Consider the following 15911-nt stretch of genomic DNA (forward strand, 5'->3'; position numbering starts at 1 on the left):
GATGTACGTACTAGAACTTCAATTTGAGTGTTTTGATAACACAACGGTAAGCGCTGTCGACAAGGCTGTTAATGGCTTAATGGATGCACTTCGTTATAACGGACAAGTGTTGGGTCGTGAGTTTCCTATCGTGATGGGCGACGGTGAGTTTTATGTTCGCGTTGTCTGCCCAGAGCAAGACAGCTTACATCCGCGTAACCATTCAGATTTCGTAAAAGTGTGTTTTGATCGCTTGTCTAACGCGAGCCTGCTTGCACCAAAAATGCGCTTGCTTGGTCGAGATCTTAACTCTGAAGAAGTGGCTGAAGACGAAGCGCCAAGCTGGCAGGTACTGTACACGACGTTCGTTCATACCTGTTCACCGCTACGTAGTGGCGATAGCTTGTTGCCGATTCCTCTGTACCGTAACCCGCCAACCTTCAATGGTGACCATAAAGCCGTGTTGAAATGGCAGACTGAATGGCAAGCCTGTGATGAAGTCCAAATGGGTGGGGGTTGTCGTGCTGAACACGCGACTCTGACTGAGATCAGTGATACTAAAAGTGTGTTGTTCAAACGAGGTTGGGGCTTAAGAGGACGCATTGAATATCTCACCAAGATCCCGACTTATTACTACTTGTACCGCGTGGGTGGTATCAGCTTAAAAGCAGAAAAAGAGCGTAAATGTCCGCAATGTGGTGGCGAATGGCTGCTAGATGCACCGATCCACGATATTTTCTATTTCAAGTGTGATGACTGCCGATTGGTGTCAAACATCTCTTGGGATCACCTTAAGTAGTCTTCTAGTGGTTATTTAAGCGCCATGCTTTAGATATCGGAGTGCTAACTTAGTGCTCTGATATTAACTCCCCCTTTAATATTATATACTTAGCATCTTGTATCATCCCCGATGCTGTGATTTCGTTACTTCTCTTAGCTCGATCTTTCTTACTCTATTATCGTTACCCATTTTCCTTTTAATACGCACAGAACGTGATATTCAGCTCTTTCTGTAGCTCCGATGTATTCATTTAAATAATCCAACGTCCATCAACTTTTAGTTACCTCAATAGTTAGCCTGATCACAATAATCAATCAGTTCTCTTTCAATTTATATTCTTCTCAATATAAATGGGATCGATCCCATGGGAATGTTCCCATTTTTGAATAATAACTTGATTCTAGATCTGAAAGGAATGGACGATGAAACTGTTACCTATTGCTGCTGCACTCTCTACTGCTTTACTTGCTCCTAATTTATACGCTGATGAAACCACACCATTAGAGTTCAATGGCTACATGCGCGGCGGCGTTGGCCTGAGTAATGAAGGTGGCTCAAACAGCAAGTGGGAGGTGAGTAAAGTTGGGCGACTCGGCAACGAGAATGACCTGTATGGCGAGTTTGGCTTTAAGAAAGAGGTGTATGCTGAGGACGACGTTTCATTTGTAGTTGATTCCATGTTGTCGTACTGGCAAGGCCAAGATGAGAACGCGGCGGATAAAAGCGTTGATGTAGTTCAGCTCAATGTTCAAGCGGTAGGGCTTTTTGAAGACAAGGACATTGGTATTTGGGCTGGTGAGCGCTACTACCAACGTCATGATGTACACATCGTTGATAACTACTACTGGGATGTGAGCGGTATTGGTGCAGGTGTTGAACACATCAATATGGGCCCAGGTAAATTATCGGTGGCTTTGATTCAAGATACAGTGACAGGCGATGTGTTTGATGGCAAAGAAACCACAGCCATGATTGCTGATATACGTTATGCGGGTATTCCATTGTGGAACAATGCGGATCTTGAGGTTGGTATTGATATGAACTTCGCCAATGAAAAGCAAGGTCAAACGGTCGATGCGGATGACAGCGTAATGCTAACGGCAAGCTTGAATCAAAATCTTTCAGGTGGCTTCAACAAAACTATTCTACAGGTTGCTAACTCTGGTTATGCCGAGCAGATGACGACTTTTGGGACAGGTAAAGGCATCGTTCGTGATGCCAACAACAATGACGCCGATGGCTTCCGATTGATTAACTGGGGCGTGCTTGCGATCGGTGAGAACATCGAGTTTGGCCACACTGTCCGTTATGCTGCTTCAACCGGTGTTGGCGCCAATAATAGTGATGATGACTCTTTCAGTGCGGTAATTCGTCCGCTTTATAAGTGGGACAAGCGCATGCGTACCATTCTTGAAATTGGTGGCTTTGTTGAAACTATCGATAACAAAGATGGTGCGGGTGGTAAATTTACAATCGCTCAAGCTTGGGTTCCACAAGTGGGTTTCTGGTCTCGTCCCGAGTTCCGTATCTTTGCCACTTACCTAAATGATGCTGAAAATGACAATGCTTTCGGTGAAGGTAAGAACAGTGAAATGAGTGTCGGTATGCAAGTGGAAGCTTGGTGGTAAGCCGAGCCTTTCTAACGAAATTCGGTACATAAAAACTGCCGTAAATAAAAAAGGGGCTGACGTTATGTCAGCCCCTTCGGGTATCTATACGATGCTGAAAAGTTTAGGTGATTACCAACCTTTAACTACGCCACCTTGGAAGATATCAGAAGCTGCGTTGTACACTTCTTCAGTTTGGTAAGCTTTAACGAAGTTCTGTACGTTTTCAGCGTTTAGGTTGTCTTCACGAGAAACGATTAGGTTTACGTAAGGAGAATCTTTGTCTTCAACGAATACGCCATCTTTTTGTGGAGTCAGGTTGATAGAGCTTGCGTAAGTTGTGTTGATGATAGAAAGCGCTACATCATCAAGAGAACGTGGCAGTTGTGCTGCGTCTAGTTCAACAATCGTTAGGTTTTTAGGGTTCTTAACGATGTCACGAACTGTTGCTAGAAGACCAGCACCTTCACGAAGCTCAAGAAGACCTTGTTGCTCAAGAAGCAGTAGAGAACGACCTAGGTTTGTTGGATCGTTTGGTACCGCAATACGAGCACCGTCTTGGATTTCGTCGACAGATTTCACTTCTTTAGAGTAACCAGCGATAGGGTAAACAAACGTGTTACCAGCGATAGTCAGTTTGTAACCACGGTCAGCCACTTGCTGATCTAGGTACGGTGCGTGTTGGAATGCATTGATGTCGATAGAGCCATCATCCAGTGCCGCGTTTGGCGTTACGTAATCCGTAAAAGTAACCAGTTCAACGTCTAGGCCGTACTGCTCTTTTGCTACTTTCGCTGCAACTTCAGCAACCTGCGCTTCAGCACCTGCCATTACGCCAACTTTTACTTTAGAAGTATCAACTTCTTTATCACCACAACCTGCTAGTACTAGCGCTGATGCCGCTGCTGCGATAGTAAGTAAACCTTTAAGGCTAAATTTCATAATAATCTCCTTTTAATAAATCTATTTAATTTGGTTCAGACGACTCTTGTCTTAGAGAGTTTGCGTTTTAGCGCTGAGTCTTTATCTGTGGTCAACGCGGCGAACTAAGGAATCACCGATTGATTGAATAATTTGTACAAGCACAATCAACATCACTACCGTTACAGCCATGATGGTCACATCGTAACGGTGGAATCCGTAACGAATCGCGACATCACCTAGACCACCGCCACCAACCGTGCCCGCCATTGCTGAGTAGCTCACAAGTGTCACTAGCGTAATCGTTACTGAGTTGATAATAGTCGGTAGTGCTTCAGGAAGCAGAACCTTATTGATGATTTGTGTTGGTGTTGCGCCCATTGATTGAGCCGCTTCTACTAGACCTGTTGGTACTTCAAGTAGTGCACTTTCGATAAGTCGAGCCACAAATGGGATAGCACCAATCGTCAATGGAACAATCGCTGCTGTTGTGCCTATGAAGGTACCAATCAGCATCTTAGTTAGTGGGATAATCGCAACCATCAACACTAAGAAAGGCACTGAACGACCCACGTTCACAATCGCACCTAGAATCTTGTTTACTTTGGTGTTCTCTAACAGGCCACCTTTTTTAGTCGTGTGTAGAATCACGCCTAATGGAATACCGACAGCAAAGCCAACAATGCCCGCAACTGCAACCATGTAAAGCGTCTCGCCGGTTGCACCTAATAGAAGATTACCGTTAAGGCTGATCCAGTCAGCAATCTCGTTGAAACTAAAGGACATAACCAAGCACCTCTACTTTTACATTGTTGTCGCGTAGGAATTGGATAGCAGCATTATCATCTGCTTCATTACCGAACAGTTCAGCAACCATCATGCCGAACTTCACGCCGCCGGCGTAATCAAGGTCAGAGCTTAGGATGCTGACATCGATATTGAATTTGCGTGCAATCTGAGTCATCAGCGGAGCATCAACCGTTGCGCCCGTAAACTCAAGACGTACCAACGGGTAACTGCTGTTTACGCGAGTCTCTTGCAGGCGTGCTTGGTAATCTTCAGGGATCGTCAGATCCAACGTTGAACGAATGAATTGATGCGCTAGTTCAGTTTTAGGGTGAGCAAAGATGTCACCAACTGTGCCTTTCTCTACCAATTCACCACCGCCAATGATCGCCACTTCGTGACAAATGCTTTTCACTACATCCATCTCGTGCGTAATAAGCAGGATAGTGATGTTCAGCTTGCGGTTGATTTCACGCAGTAGCTCAAGAATCGATTGAGTGGTCGCAGGGTCCAATGCGCTGGTCGCTTCGTCACACAGCAGTACTTTCGGATCAGAGGCCAGTGCACGAGCAATCGCAACACGCTGCTTTTGACCGCCACTTAGGTTTGCCGGGTAGGTGTCTCGCTTATCCGCTAAGCCAACGAGTTCAAGTAACTCACTCACTTTTGCTTCAATAATCGCTTTATCTTTACCAGCAAGTTCTAAAGGCAGTGCTACATTGTTAAATACAGTACGAGAAGACAGCAGGTTGAAGTGCTGGAATATCATGCCGATGTTACGGCGCGCTTCGCTAAGTTCTGATTTGCTGAGTTTTGTTAGGTCGATACCGTCAACAATCACTTCACCAGAGGTCGGTGCTTCCAACATATTTACACAGCGGATTAGGGTACTTTTGCCTGCACCTGAAGAGCCGATGACTCCAAAGATTTGACCTTGAGGAATGTGGAGGTTGATATCAATTAAGGCATTGATTTCTTTAGTACCTTGATAAAAAACCTTGTTGACTTGATTCACTTTAATCATAGAGAAACCCGTGCAGGTAGAACAGAATAATATGTCGATAGCTCGCTCGATTTACAGACGATGCTATGGTGTTCTATGATCTAAGTCAATAGATATTTTTACGTCTAGACGGCTAAACGTCGATTGTATGGCTAAGCTAGAAACAATTCGTTAACGAACGCAAAACTAAATAGATAGTGATGAAGCAAATAAAGCGTGTAATAATTAATGATTAATAGAGAGTTGATAGAGAACAAAATTTTGTCTAAACCTGCTGTTTTTTTAGATCGTGATGGTGTGATTAACGTTGACCACGGCTACGTACATGATGAGCATGACTTTGAATACATTGACGGTGTGTTTGAAGCGGCGAAAGCGTTTAAAGATATGGGCTATTTATTGGTGCTAGTGACTAACCAGTCAGGCATTGCTCGCGGCATGTTTAGTGAAGACCGTTTTCTTTCTTTAACGCAGTGGATGGATTGGAACTTTGTTGATAACGGCGTTGAGCTTGATGGCATCTATTACTGCCCGCACCACGCTGAACACGGTATTGGTGACTACAAGCAAGATTGTGAATGTCGTAAACCAAAGCCAGGTATGTTCATTTCTGCTCGTGACTTTCTGAAGATTGATATGGCTAACTCGGTCATGATCGGCGATAAAGCTGAAGACATGATGGCTGCAGAAGCAGCAGGCGTTGGTACTAAAGTCTTAGTAAGAACAGGCAAACCAATCACTGAAAAAGGTGAAGCCTTGGCGAGCGTTGTGCTTGATAGCATTAAAGACGTGCCAGCTTTCTTAAAAGGTTAAGACACTAAGTCTCCTTCACTTAGATATAAGTGTTGTTCACTATATAAAGATGAGGAACGCAGTATGAAAGCATTGTTGATAGCATCTCTATGTACGGTAGCGTTATTCGGGTGTTCTAAATCCGCAGCGCCTGATGGTGCAGTATCGGACGATCAATTCGTGACTTATCAATGTGAGTCTGACGCTTCATTTAAGGTCGCTTACCTTGGTAATGAAAAAGCGGTATTACGTTTGCCAGAGAATGAATATCGCCTAACTCAAATATCGGCAGGTTCAGGAACGAAGTACATCTTAGATGATGGAACCTCTGAACTGATCAATAGCGTCACTTTACGCACTAAAGGTGACAACGCGCGTCTAGAACTTGGTCGTGTCGTCTATAAAAATTGCCGAAAGTAAGTCATAGTTGACTTCTAGGATTTACAAACAGTTAAGTGAGGGGGTATGCCCTCACTTTTTCTTCTCTTCCCTTTAACGTTAGACTTTTTATGAGCAAAAAACTCACTATTCTCGATATTGCTAAGCTGTCCGGTGTTGGTAAGTCAACCGTATCTCGCGTTCTGACCAATGATCCAAAAGTGAAACCTGAAACCCGAGAAAGGGTGGAAAGAGTAATTCAAGAATCTGGGTACACGCCTTCAAAGTCTGCGCAGTCGATGCGTGGTGGCAGTCAAAAAGTCATCGGTGTCATCATTTCTCGTCTGGATTCCCCTTCTGAAAACAAAGCAGTTAGCACTATGTTGGCTGAGTTGTATCGAGCGGATTACGATGTCGTGATCATGGAAAGCCAGCTAGATAGAGAAAAAGCCAATGAACACCTTCAGGTTCTCAAGCGCCGCAATGTAGACGGCATAATCGTGTTTGGTTTTACTGATTGCGATATTCCTGCGATTGAAGCTTGGGAACACAAAGCGGTGGTTATTGCTCTGGATACCGAGAACGTGACGTCGATTAACTATGATAACCAACAGGTGATCAATAGTGCGTTAGCGCATCTGTCGGATCAGGGGATCTCTGAGGTTGGCTTCATCGGGGTTGATCCTAGCGACAAATCAACCGGTGAACTGCGTCTTAAGGCTTATCTCGATTGGTGTGAAAACACAGGTTCGGTGGCAAACTATCGCACTGGTCAACTTCATCACGAAAGTGCTTATCAGCTGGTGGATGAGGTACTAACACCTAACACCCAAGCTATAGTCTGTGCTAGTGACACATTGGCTCTCGGTGTGATCAAGCGTCTGCAAGAGCGACAACGTGAAGATGTGGTGGTGACTGGTGTCGGTGGCAATGATCTTCTCTCTTTCTTATTCCCACGAGTATTTAGCATTGATCCTGGTTACCAATCTGCAGGTAAACTGGCTGCTAATCTATTGATCTCTCAGCTTTTAGGCAATTCAGAGATCTCTCATCACACTCAATCTCCGATTCTATAATCCACTCAATTAAGCGAAATTGAACCGCTTAGATTAAAATTAGAGTGTGATCTCTTTCAATTAATGGGACTGTTCCCATTTTAATTTATCATTCATGTGGGCATTATAATAACCGTAATTGGGAATGTTCCCATAAATCTAAATCTAAGTCTGAGTGGTTATAGCTACATGGTTTAGATGAGTAATTGAATGAAACCAGGGTGGGGTAGTATGAGTAAGATAGCGAAGCAAGACGTTGCGCGTCTTATCGAGTTAGTCGGTGGCAAAGAGAATATTGCGAGTGTCAGCCATTGTCTAACTCGACTGCGTTTTGTATTGAACGATACGGAACAAGCGAACAAAGCAGAATTAGAGAAGCTTAAACTGGTAAAAGGCTGCTTTACTAACGCAGGTCAATTCCAAGTCGTGATTGGCACCGAGGTTGATGAGGTGTACGCACTTTTGATTGAGCAAACTGGTAAAGATGCATCATCAAAAGATGAGGCGAAGTTGGCTGCTCGTCAAAATATGAACTTCCTTGAGCGTGGTATATCCCATTTAGCCGAAATTTTCGTACCACTGCTGCCTGCCATCATTACTGGCGGTTTGATTCTTGGTTTCCGTAATGTGATTGGCGACATTCGCATGTTCGACGGCAAAACCCTAGTTGAAATCAGTCAATTCTGGGCAACGGTTCACTCTTTCTTATGGTTGATCGGCGAAGCTATTTTCTTCTTCCTTCCGGTTGGTGTGTGTTGGGCAACGGTTAAGAAGCTCGGCGGAACCCCTATTTTAGGCATCACGCTCGGTGTGACCTTGGTTTCCCCGCAATTGATGAACGCTTACATGATAGGTAAATCGGTACCTGAAGTGTGGGACTTTGGCTTGTTCGTGATAGAGAAAGTTGGTTATCAGGCTCAGGTGATCCCTGCGATGTTAGCGGGTGTGGCTCTGGCCTTCATCGAGACCAACCTTAAGCGTATTGTTCCTTCTTACCTGTACCTTGTTGTCGTGCCGTTCGTATCGATTATTTTGTCTGTGATTTTAGCGCACGCTTTCATTGGCCCATTTGGCCGTATGTTAGGCGATGGCGTGGCATTCGCGGCTAAAGCGGCAATGACGGGTGACTTTGCGATTCTTGGTTCAGTAGTCTTTGGCTTCCTATACGCACCTTTGGTTATTACAGGTATTCACCACACAACCAATGCCGTCGACCTACAACTGATGCAAGACTTAGGCGGCACACCAATCTGGCCTTTGATTGCGCTATCAAATATTGCACAAGCTTCAGCGGTTGTTGGCATCATCATCTTAAGCAAACGCGAAGGCGAACGAGATATCTCGGTTCCAGCTGCAATCTCTGCTTACTTAGGTGTAACAGAGCCAGCGATGTACGGCATCAACCTTAAATACAAATTCCCAATGCTGAGCGCAATGATCGGCAGTGCCGCTGCGGCTGCTATCTGTGGTAGTGCAGGAGTGATGGCGAATGGTATCGGTGTTGGTGGCTTGCCAGGCATCTTATCGATTCAACCGCAATATTGGTCTGTTTACTTAATTGCGATGCTGGTGGCGATTGTACTACCCGTCACGTTAACACTGTTCTTCTATAAACGAGCACAGATGAAAGGTGAGCTAGAAACCGCCAACGCGTAATGCATTTAATAAGCGATGACTCCAAAGTGAGCCATCGCTTTTTCTCTTAGTTATAGCTTTTTCTTTTAGTTATAACGGCTATTCGACCATGATTCACATGGTGATTTTTATTTTATATTTTCTGGTAAGTGAGTGTTAGAGATGGCGATGACTGAGCATGATGAAAGTTGGTGGAAAACCGCAACCATCTATCAAATCTACCCAAAGAGCTTTTGTGACAGTGGCAGTAAAGGTACTGGCGATATCAAAGGGATCATTTCAAAACTGGATTATCTTAAACACTTGAGTGTGGATGCCATTTGGTTAACCCCAGTTTACGCATCCCCAATGATCGATAACGGCTACGATATTTCAGATTACTACGCGATTAACCCGCAATTCGGCACCATGGAAGATTTCGACCTATTGCTGGCTGAAGCGCACCAACGTGGTATTCGTATCGTGATGGATATCGTGGTAAACCACACCTCAACAGAACATGCGTGGTTTCAGTCAGCATTGGGTGATAAAAACAGCCCATACCGCGACTACTACATATGGAAAGATCCTGTAAACGGCCAAGCACCAACCAACTGGCAGTCTAAGTTCGGTGGTAATGCATGGGAAATGGATGAAGCGACGGGTCAGTATTTCCTACACCTATTCGCGAAAGAGCAAGCCGACCTTAACTGGGAGAACCCGGTTGTACGCGAAGAAGTGAAAGACGTCATTAGCTTCTGGGCTGAGAAGGGCGTTGATGGTTTCCGCTTGGACGTGATCAACCTGATTTCGAAACAGCAAGACTTCCCCAATGATGATATCGGTGATGGTCGTCGTTTTTACACTGATGGCCCACGAGTGCACGAATACCTGAAAGAGATCAGCGAAGCGGTATTCCAGAAATACGGCAGCGTGACAGTAGGCGAGATGTCTTCAACGACACTCGAGCATTGCCAACAGTACTCAAACATTGATAACAGCGAGTTATCGATGGTGTTTAACTTCCACCACCTTAAGGTGGATTACACCAATGGTGAGAAGTGGACTAATGCGCCGTTTGATTTCTTGCAGCTCAAGTCGATCTTCAATCATTGGCAAACGGGTTTGAACGGCAAGGGCTGGGGCGCATTGTTTTGGTGTAACCACGACCAACCGCGAGTCGTGAGCCGCTTAGGTGATGATCAGCAATATCGTGTTGAGTCGGCCAAGATGTTGGCTGCGTCTGTCCACATGATGCAAGGCACGCCTTATATCTATCAAGGTGAAGAGATTGGCATGACCAACCCAGGTTACACCGAGATCAGCCAATATCGTGATGTTGAGAGCACCAATATGTATGACATCATGGTTAACCGTGATGGTGTGGCTCATCAAGATATGATGGCGATTCTGGCGCAGAAATCTCGTGATAACTCTCGCACGCCGATGCAGTGGAACAGCGAAGCGCATGCAGGCTTCTCACAAGCTCAGCCGTGGCTAGATGTTGCAAATAACTATACTGAGATCAATGCTGAGCAAGCGCTGGAAGACAAAGACTCTGTTTTTTACTTCTACAAGAGCTTGATTGAGTTGCGTAAAGAAGTGCCAGTGATTACTCATGGTAGCTACAAAGACTTGTTGCCTGAGCACCCATCGGTATTTGCGTATTCTCGCGAGACTGATGGTCAGACTTTGTTGTGTGTTAATAACTACTACGGTGAAGCGTGTCAGGTTGAGTTATCTAATGAATTTGAACTGGATAAAGCGCAATTGCTATTGGGGAATTACTCTAATGAGCAGTTGCCAGTTTCTGCAAACACGGTAGCCTTACGACCGTATGAAACAAGAATTCTCTTGATAGAGCAATAATACTCGTTCCCCTATGCGAGTATAAGCTTTGAGCCTGAACTCTATGTGTCAGGCTCAAAGCTTTCCTTCCTATTCTCTAATGGAAGGCTTCGGCTACTAGCCTTTGTTGACCGTAAATGAATCGAGAGTCCACGTCGTTTCGTTCAATTGGGTGCCATTCTTTTCATCCCAGTCCATCATTTTCACAACGCCAAAGCTTGGGTTGAACCATGTTTCAGTATTGCTTTGAAATTCAGCTGAATCATACCCATCACAAACCACGTTGTAAGTGTTTTCAACTTTCAGGTACGCCGTTTCAATTTTCTTATCTTGAACCGTTACCGCTGAGCGCTGACCATTTTCGGAAACTTGTTGCTGCCAATGGAAGTCACATCGTGTGTCTAACGATCCTAAATCATCAATATCGCCTTCGTAGAAATCATCAAGCAAGGCTTCTAGTTGTCCAGTAGTAACCTCAAACGAAAGCCCGACAGAACTACTGCTCTGACTAATATTGGGGCTTTTTTCTTGTACTGTACTGCCTGAATCTTTGAATACTGGGTTGGTCACCAAAAAGTCGACAGCCTCACCATTAGTCAATTCTATATTGGAATCAACTGAGTTAACAAAGCCATCGCTGCCTTTGTAAAACAGGCCACTGTCCGTCTCACCTTGTATCGTCATATCCGCGGCGTAGAAGTCGTTGATACCGCTGTTAACCATGCTCTCTAACGTTGTTTTTAGCTTCTCCAATTCAGCTACACCTTCAGTCTCATTAGAGATCGCTAACTTATCTAATTCCAACTGAATATTGGCTAACATTTGCTGTGAACTGATATCTCGGTATGCAATATCCAGTGCTATGTTTTCACCGCCATCTTCTGATATTAGGTAAGACAACAATGTGATGTTCTTTGGTGCAAACTGAGAGTTGTTGATCGGGTAATCGAACTGAGTTGTACCAGTAGAGCCAGATGAAGAAGAGCCACCTCCGCCGCCACAGCCATAAAGAGCAAAGAGAGAAGTCGCAAGCAGCGTCATGGATTTTTTCATGTTGAGCATTCCTAATATAGTTGGCCTAGAGCGGCCTGATGTTTTTAGGAATGCTATTGTTGAGAGGGTTAATAGGGCAAAAAATGAAGATACATAAGATCTTAATTTATATTTAAACCATTGTTTTTAAGTACTTTATATTTCTTTATTCGGAAAGTTGATGGCCGACATTCGTGCAGTAGTTAAGCATCAGGTTTTCCCACTGCTTAATGATTAATGGCTCTTTGATGCTCAATTTTAGATTTTTCCAAGGCTGGAGACAGGTTGATTTCGACTCCGGTTTGGACAAGCGAGCAAACAACTCTTCTGAAGGAACCACTCGCAATAATGCGACCAAGGATTCCATGTAGTTGAGGCGAAACTTATCCATGTCTCCTTGCTTGTAACCAATATGGGAAATCATCATATAGACCAGTGCGTTCTCGATGGTCGAATTGCCCGCTGTGTTGGTCAGGAATTCCTTCGCGGTTTGCAGGTCTCTTAACTTGAAGTGAATAATCCCAAGCCAAAGTTTGAGCTCGTCGGGAATCAACTTAAAGCGTGTTTGCACAAGGCTAGTGAAACTGATCAGTCGCTGGTGGTCAGTTTCAAAGAGCGCCATTTGTCGTGCAATCAATGTTGAAGTCATCACGTTGAGTGGCACGCTATCCAGCTTTAACGTTTGTTCGTTAAGTAAATGGCTTAGTTCTTTATCGCTGACAGACCACTCTGGTGATAGCGGCGCAGGCAAAGCAAAGTAGTTTGCTAGCTCTCTATTTATTTCCATCAAGTCTTCACTGAGGTTATCTATCTCTATTGAGTAGACACCGCGGAAAGCAAGTTTGCCTGAACTTGGGTAAATAAGGCTGACTTTAGCCGCAAGGCGTGTATCGACTTCCTGATCCTTTAATTGAATATTGAGCAGGTAATCACTGGTGCGCATGTTTTTGGCACCCGGAAAGAAGGGCGTACTGTCTATTGGGTCTACGAAGTAACTAGGTGCATCTTGATTCGCTAAGTCGGTATAAGCGTATTCAATTTGTTGTTGAAGTAGTAGCGCTTTAACGGCTTTGCGATACGTTCTCGCATTGTCTCCAATGGCATCGATACGGTTTAGCAGTAGCTCGACCTTAGGAATTAGCCTCTGTGTGCGTTCAAGCTCTGAGGCTTGGTTTGAAGAGTGCCAAAACATATAGCCTAAAGTCGCAGTGCTTATCAGCAGCACAACAGAGAGTGACAGTAACAAAAGATTAAACGGTGATGTCTTTTTACTTGGTTGAGGCTGTTCGGTTACCTCAAGAGGTTGGGGCTGTGCATTGGCCAAGCTCACAGAGCTAGGGTTAAGGAAGTAGCCCTTGCGCGGATAAGTCACCAGTATTTTGGTTGCGTCGCTATCTGGCAGGTGTTTTTGAAGTACTGAACGTAAGGTACTGATTCGGTTTGTCAGAACATTTTTGGAAATGAAGTTACTTTGCCATACAGATTCAATGATGTGCTCGGCAGCGAGCGGCTGACCAACGCTGGTAAGAAGTAACTCTAATAGCTCGATAGAACGAGGTTCTAAATCGATGACCTGCTTGTCGCAGCTTAAGACTCGTGTGTTGGTGTTGAATTCCAAGCCTTCAATATAAATAGAGGTTTGTTGGTCTTTGGCGCTAGAGAGGTAATCTTGCATAGAAAAGGCGACGGTTTATAAAACCTAAATACTAGCTGTTTTTGTTATTAAAAACAGCTAGTAATTCATAAGGTGATTGGTATTAAGACGCGTAATTCACCGAGTAGCGAGTTGGTTTGTGATTCATTGCCAATACGATGTTCAATACTGCGGTGCCTAATACAGATACGGCAATCACCCAAGGCGATACAAAGAAGAACGATGCAAACAGAATACAGGCATCAATACCCATTTGGGTTTTGCCTACGGAGATACCGTAGCGGTCTTGGATAAACAAACACAATACGTTGAAACCACCCAGGCTTGAGCGGTGACGAAATAGGATTAGCATACCTAAGCCCATTAACAAGCCGCCAGCAACTGCACAGTAGATTTCGTTATGAACTTCTAGCGAGATAACTAAGTATAAATGGTCGGCAAACACAGATACTAAAGCACCAGAAATCGCACTGCTAATAGCAAAGCTACGGCCGAATCGTTTCCATGCCAATAAGTAGAATGGACAGTTGGCAACAAAGTACAAAATACCAAAGGTTACAGGCAAGAATTGACTCAAAAGCAGAGCCAAGCCAGTAGTGCCACCAGTAAGCAGGTTCGCTGACTGTAAAAAGAAGACGCCTAACGCTACTAAAAATGTGCCAGTGAGGATTGCTACCCAATCTTCTTTACGTGAGTGTTTTTCCATCGTTTTTATAATTACCTAACCAATAAAGGCGTGCATAGTAGATAAAAACCTTAGCTTTCGGTAGCTTGAGGTGCAAAATTAAGGTAAACCTATGTAATCTGCGTTTTACAGGGTGTAAAGCGTAAAATTGACAGTAAGCGTCATCTTTGGTTGGATCAGCTTAATAACCATGATGAATCTTATATGTGATTATGAAAAAACTGCATGATAAAATTGCAATTAGCTCTTTATGACCTAGATCAAATTATGTAGAATGCGTCACATCAAAACGGTGACGGAAACGTTTGCTTTCGGTCGTTGTGTGGTTTTTTTGAAACTTTCAGTACAATCTGAGTCAGGAGATACAGATGCTTAAGCGTGACATGAACATTGCTGATTACGATGCGGACCTATTCGCAGCTATCCAAGAAGAAACTCTTCGTCAGGAAGAGCACATCGAACTTATCGCTTCAGAAAACTACACAAGCCCACGTGTAATGGAAGCTCAAGGTTCTCAGCTTACAAACAAATACGCTGAAGGTTACCCAGGCAAGCGTTACTACGGTGGTTGTGAGTACGTAGATAAAGTTGAAACTCTAGCAATCGAACGTGCATGTGAACTGTTTGGCGCTCAATACGCAAACGTACAACCTCACTCAGGTTCTCAAGCAAACAACGCTGTATACATGGCGCTACTGAATGCTGGCGATACGGTTCTTGGTATGAGCCTAGCGCACGGTGGTCACCTAACTCACGGTTCTCCAGTGAACTTCTCTGGTAAGCTTTACAACATCATCCCTTACGGTATCGATGAAGCAGGTCAAATCGATTACGAAGAGATGGAAGCGCTAGCTATCGAGCACAAGCCTAAGATGATCATCGGCGGTTTCTCAGCTTACTCTCAAGTTTGTGATTGGAAGCGCATGCGTGAAATCGCTGATAAAGTAGGCGCTTACTTCTTCGTAGATATGGCTCACGTTGCTGGTCTAATCGCTGCAGGCGTTTACCCGAACCCAGTTCCACACGCTCACGTTGTAACAACGACAACACACAAGACGCTTGCTGGTCCTCGTGGTGGTCTTATCCTTTCTAACGAAGGCGAAGATCTTTACAAGAAGCTAAACTCAGCAGTATTCCCAGGCGGCCAAGGTGGTCCTCTAATGCACGTTATCGCTGGTAAAGCAGTAGCGTTCAAAGAAGCTCTAGAGCCAGAATTCAAAGAATACCAAGCTCGCGTAGTGGCTAACGCAAAAGCAATGGTTGCTGAATTCCTTGCACGCGGTTACAACATCGTTTCAGGTTCTACAGAGAACCACCTGTTCCTAGTTGACCTAATCGACAAAGACATCACAGGTAAAGAAGCAGATGCTGCACTAGGTGCAGCGAACATCACAGTGAACAAGAACTCTGTACCAAACGATCCACGTAGCCCGTTCGTTACTTCAGGTATCCGTATCGGTTCTCCTTCTATCACTCGTCGCGGTTTCTCAGAAGCAGACGCGAAAGAGCTAGCAGGTTGGATCTGTGACATCCTAGATAACATGGGTGATGAGTCTGTTATCGAAGCAACAAAAGCAAAAGTACTAAATATCTGTAAGCGTCTACCTGTTTACGCTTAATTTTTTCTTCGTAGTGATTTGAACTTCGTTGTCGAGCATGCTCACTTACATCCGTAAGCTCCGCGTGCTCTCCTAGAATTTCAAACAACTACTTTGAAAAACACTTTTAAAGGGGCTCATTGAGTCCCTTTTTTGTATCTGTGGGTATGGAGTTGGG

14 protein-coding genes are annotated in these 15911 nt (G+C 44.4%); 8 read left to right on the plus strand and 6 right to left on the minus strand.

Annotated features, from left to right (window positions below; genetic code table 11):
* Nucleotide 1: 1 nt before the first annotated feature.
* Nucleotides 2-778: a Zn-ribbon-containing protein gene (locus FTW16_RS18355; protein WP_017630798.1), complete on the plus strand. Its 777-nt coding sequence runs from the start codon at nucleotides 2-4 to the stop codon at nucleotides 776-778.
* A 404-nt stretch (nucleotides 779-1182) separates the two neighbouring features.
* Nucleotides 1183-2388, plus strand: a complete 1206-nt coding sequence (locus FTW16_RS18360) for a carbohydrate porin (protein WP_146492078.1) — start codon at nucleotides 1183-1185, stop codon at nucleotides 2386-2388.
* Between the two features lie 111 nt (nucleotides 2389-2499).
* Here the strand turns inward: FTW16_RS18360 and FTW16_RS18365 are convergent, their stop codons facing one another.
* The 3 genes from FTW16_RS18365 to metN form a co-directional block, all read right to left on the minus strand.
* Nucleotides 2500-3309, minus strand: coding sequence for a MetQ/NlpA family lipoprotein (locus tag FTW16_RS18365; protein WP_017630795.1), 810 nt, complete (start codon nucleotides 3307-3309; stop codon nucleotides 2500-2502).
* A gap of 81 nt (nucleotides 3310-3390) precedes the next feature.
* Nucleotides 3391-4074, minus strand: coding sequence for a methionine ABC transporter permease (locus tag FTW16_RS18370; RefSeq protein ID WP_017060764.1), 684 nt, complete (start codon nucleotides 4072-4074; stop codon nucleotides 3391-3393).
* On the minus strand, nucleotides 4064-5098 hold the full coding sequence (gene metN / locus FTW16_RS18375; RefSeq protein WP_017060763.1) for a methionine ABC transporter ATP-binding protein MetN: 1035 nt from the start codon (nucleotides 5096-5098) through the stop codon (nucleotides 4064-4066). The genes FTW16_RS18370 and metN overlap by 11 nt, the downstream gene beginning before the upstream one ends.
* Before the next feature lie 207 nt (nucleotides 5099-5305).
* Between metN and gmhB the strand changes: the two genes are divergently transcribed.
* From gmhB to treC, 5 genes are all read left to right on the plus strand, one after another.
* On the plus strand, nucleotides 5306-5890 hold the full coding sequence (gene gmhB / locus FTW16_RS18380) for a D-glycero-beta-D-manno-heptose 1,7-bisphosphate 7-phosphatase (protein ID WP_017060762.1): 585 nt from the start codon (nucleotides 5306-5308) through the stop codon (nucleotides 5888-5890).
* A 63-nt stretch (nucleotides 5891-5953) separates the two neighbouring features.
* A complete protein-coding gene (locus FTW16_RS18385) occupies nucleotides 5954-6289 on the plus strand; it encodes an MliC family protein (RefSeq protein ID WP_146492079.1) in 336 nt (111 codons plus the stop codon).
* A gap of 89 nt (nucleotides 6290-6378) precedes the next feature.
* Nucleotides 6379-7323 carry a trehalose operon repressor TreR gene (gene treR / locus FTW16_RS18390; protein ID WP_146492080.1) on the plus strand — a complete coding sequence of 315 codons (945 nt, stop codon included), beginning with the start codon at nucleotides 6379-6381 and terminating at the stop codon, nucleotides 7321-7323.
* 210 nt (nucleotides 7324-7533) lie between these two features.
* A complete protein-coding gene (gene treB / locus FTW16_RS18395; RefSeq protein ID WP_022570656.1) occupies nucleotides 7534-8958 on the plus strand; it encodes a PTS trehalose transporter subunit IIBC in 1425 nt (474 codons plus the stop codon).
* 141 nt (nucleotides 8959-9099) lie between these two features.
* Nucleotides 9100-10785 carry an alpha,alpha-phosphotrehalase gene (gene treC, locus FTW16_RS18400; protein ID WP_146492081.1) on the plus strand — a complete coding sequence of 562 codons (1686 nt, stop codon included), beginning with the start codon at nucleotides 9100-9102 and terminating at the stop codon, nucleotides 10783-10785.
* Nucleotides 10786-10881: 96 nt separating this feature from the next.
* On the opposite strand, the gene FTW16_RS18405 is transcribed toward treC, so the two are convergent.
* From FTW16_RS18405 to FTW16_RS18415, 3 genes are all read right to left on the minus strand, one after another.
* Entirely contained in the window at nucleotides 10882-11817 is a 936-nt protein-coding gene (locus FTW16_RS18405; RefSeq protein WP_261383485.1) for a hypothetical protein, read from the minus strand.
* A 145-nt stretch (nucleotides 11818-11962) separates the two neighbouring features.
* Nucleotides 11963-13471, minus strand: a complete 1509-nt coding sequence (locus FTW16_RS18410) for a transcriptional regulator (protein WP_132968998.1) — start codon at nucleotides 13469-13471, stop codon at nucleotides 11963-11965.
* Nucleotides 13472-13553: 82 nt separating this feature from the next.
* The gene (locus FTW16_RS18415) at nucleotides 13554-14156 is read right to left on the minus strand and encodes a YitT family protein (protein ID WP_017060757.1); all 603 of its coding nucleotides are present in this window, start codon (nucleotides 14154-14156) and stop codon (nucleotides 13554-13556) included.
* Between the two features lie 347 nt (nucleotides 14157-14503).
* On the opposite strand from FTW16_RS18415, the gene glyA reads away from it, so the two are divergent.
* Nucleotides 14504-15754 carry a serine hydroxymethyltransferase gene (gene glyA / locus FTW16_RS18420; protein WP_048606700.1) on the plus strand — a complete coding sequence of 417 codons (1251 nt, stop codon included), beginning with the start codon at nucleotides 14504-14506 and terminating at the stop codon, nucleotides 15752-15754.
* The last annotated feature ends 157 nt before the right edge of the window (nucleotides 15755-15911 follow it).

The sequence above is a fragment of the Vibrio sp. T20 genome, from assembly GCF_007858795.1.
In the GTDB taxonomy this organism is placed as follows: Bacteria; Pseudomonadota; Gammaproteobacteria; order Enterobacterales; family Vibrionaceae; genus Vibrio; species Vibrio satsumensis.

What these genes read in the sequence shown, in the direction of transcription:
- FTW16_RS18365 (WP_017630795.1), bottom strand. Translation starts at nt 3,309, where the DNA reads ATGAAATTTAGCCTTAAAGGTTTACTTACTATCGCAGCAGCGGCATCA.
- FTW16_RS18360 (WP_146492078.1), top strand. Translation starts at nt 1,183, where the DNA reads ATGAAACTGTTACCTATTGCTGCTGCACTCTCTACTGCTTTACTTGCT.
- metN (WP_017060763.1), bottom strand. Translation starts at nt 5,098, where the DNA reads ATGATTAAAGTGAATCAAGTCAACAAGGTTTTTTATCAAGGTACTAAA.
- treC (WP_146492081.1), top strand. Translation starts at nt 9,100, where the DNA reads ATGGCGATGACTGAGCATGATGAAAGTTGGTGGAAAACCGCAACCATC.
- treB (WP_022570656.1), top strand. Translation starts at nt 7,534, where the DNA reads ATGAGTAAGATAGCGAAGCAAGACGTTGCGCGTCTTATCGAGTTAGTC.
- FTW16_RS18405 (WP_261383485.1), bottom strand. Translation starts at nt 11,817, where the DNA reads ATGAAAAAATCCATGACGCTGCTTGCGACTTCTCTCTTTGCTCTTTAT.
- glyA (WP_048606700.1), top strand. Translation starts at nt 14,504, where the DNA reads ATGCTTAAGCGTGACATGAACATTGCTGATTACGATGCGGACCTATTC.
- FTW16_RS18385 (WP_146492079.1), top strand. Translation starts at nt 5,954, where the DNA reads ATGAAAGCATTGTTGATAGCATCTCTATGTACGGTAGCGTTATTCGGG.
- gmhB (WP_017060762.1), top strand. Translation starts at nt 5,306, where the DNA reads ATGATTAATAGAGAGTTGATAGAGAACAAAATTTTGTCTAAACCTGCT.
- treR (WP_146492080.1), top strand. Translation starts at nt 6,379, where the DNA reads ATGAGCAAAAAACTCACTATTCTCGATATTGCTAAGCTGTCCGGTGTT.
- FTW16_RS18370 (WP_017060764.1), bottom strand. Translation starts at nt 4,074, where the DNA reads ATGTCCTTTAGTTTCAACGAGATTGCTGACTGGATCAGCCTTAACGGT.
- FTW16_RS18415 (WP_017060757.1), bottom strand. Translation starts at nt 14,156, where the DNA reads ATGGAAAAACACTCACGTAAAGAAGATTGGGTAGCAATCCTCACTGGC.
- FTW16_RS18355 (WP_017630798.1), top strand. Translation starts at nt 2, where the DNA reads ATGTACGTACTAGAACTTCAATTTGAGTGTTTTGATAACACAACGGTA.
- FTW16_RS18410 (WP_132968998.1), bottom strand. Translation starts at nt 13,471, where the DNA reads ATGCAAGATTACCTCTCTAGCGCCAAAGACCAACAAACCTCTATTTAT.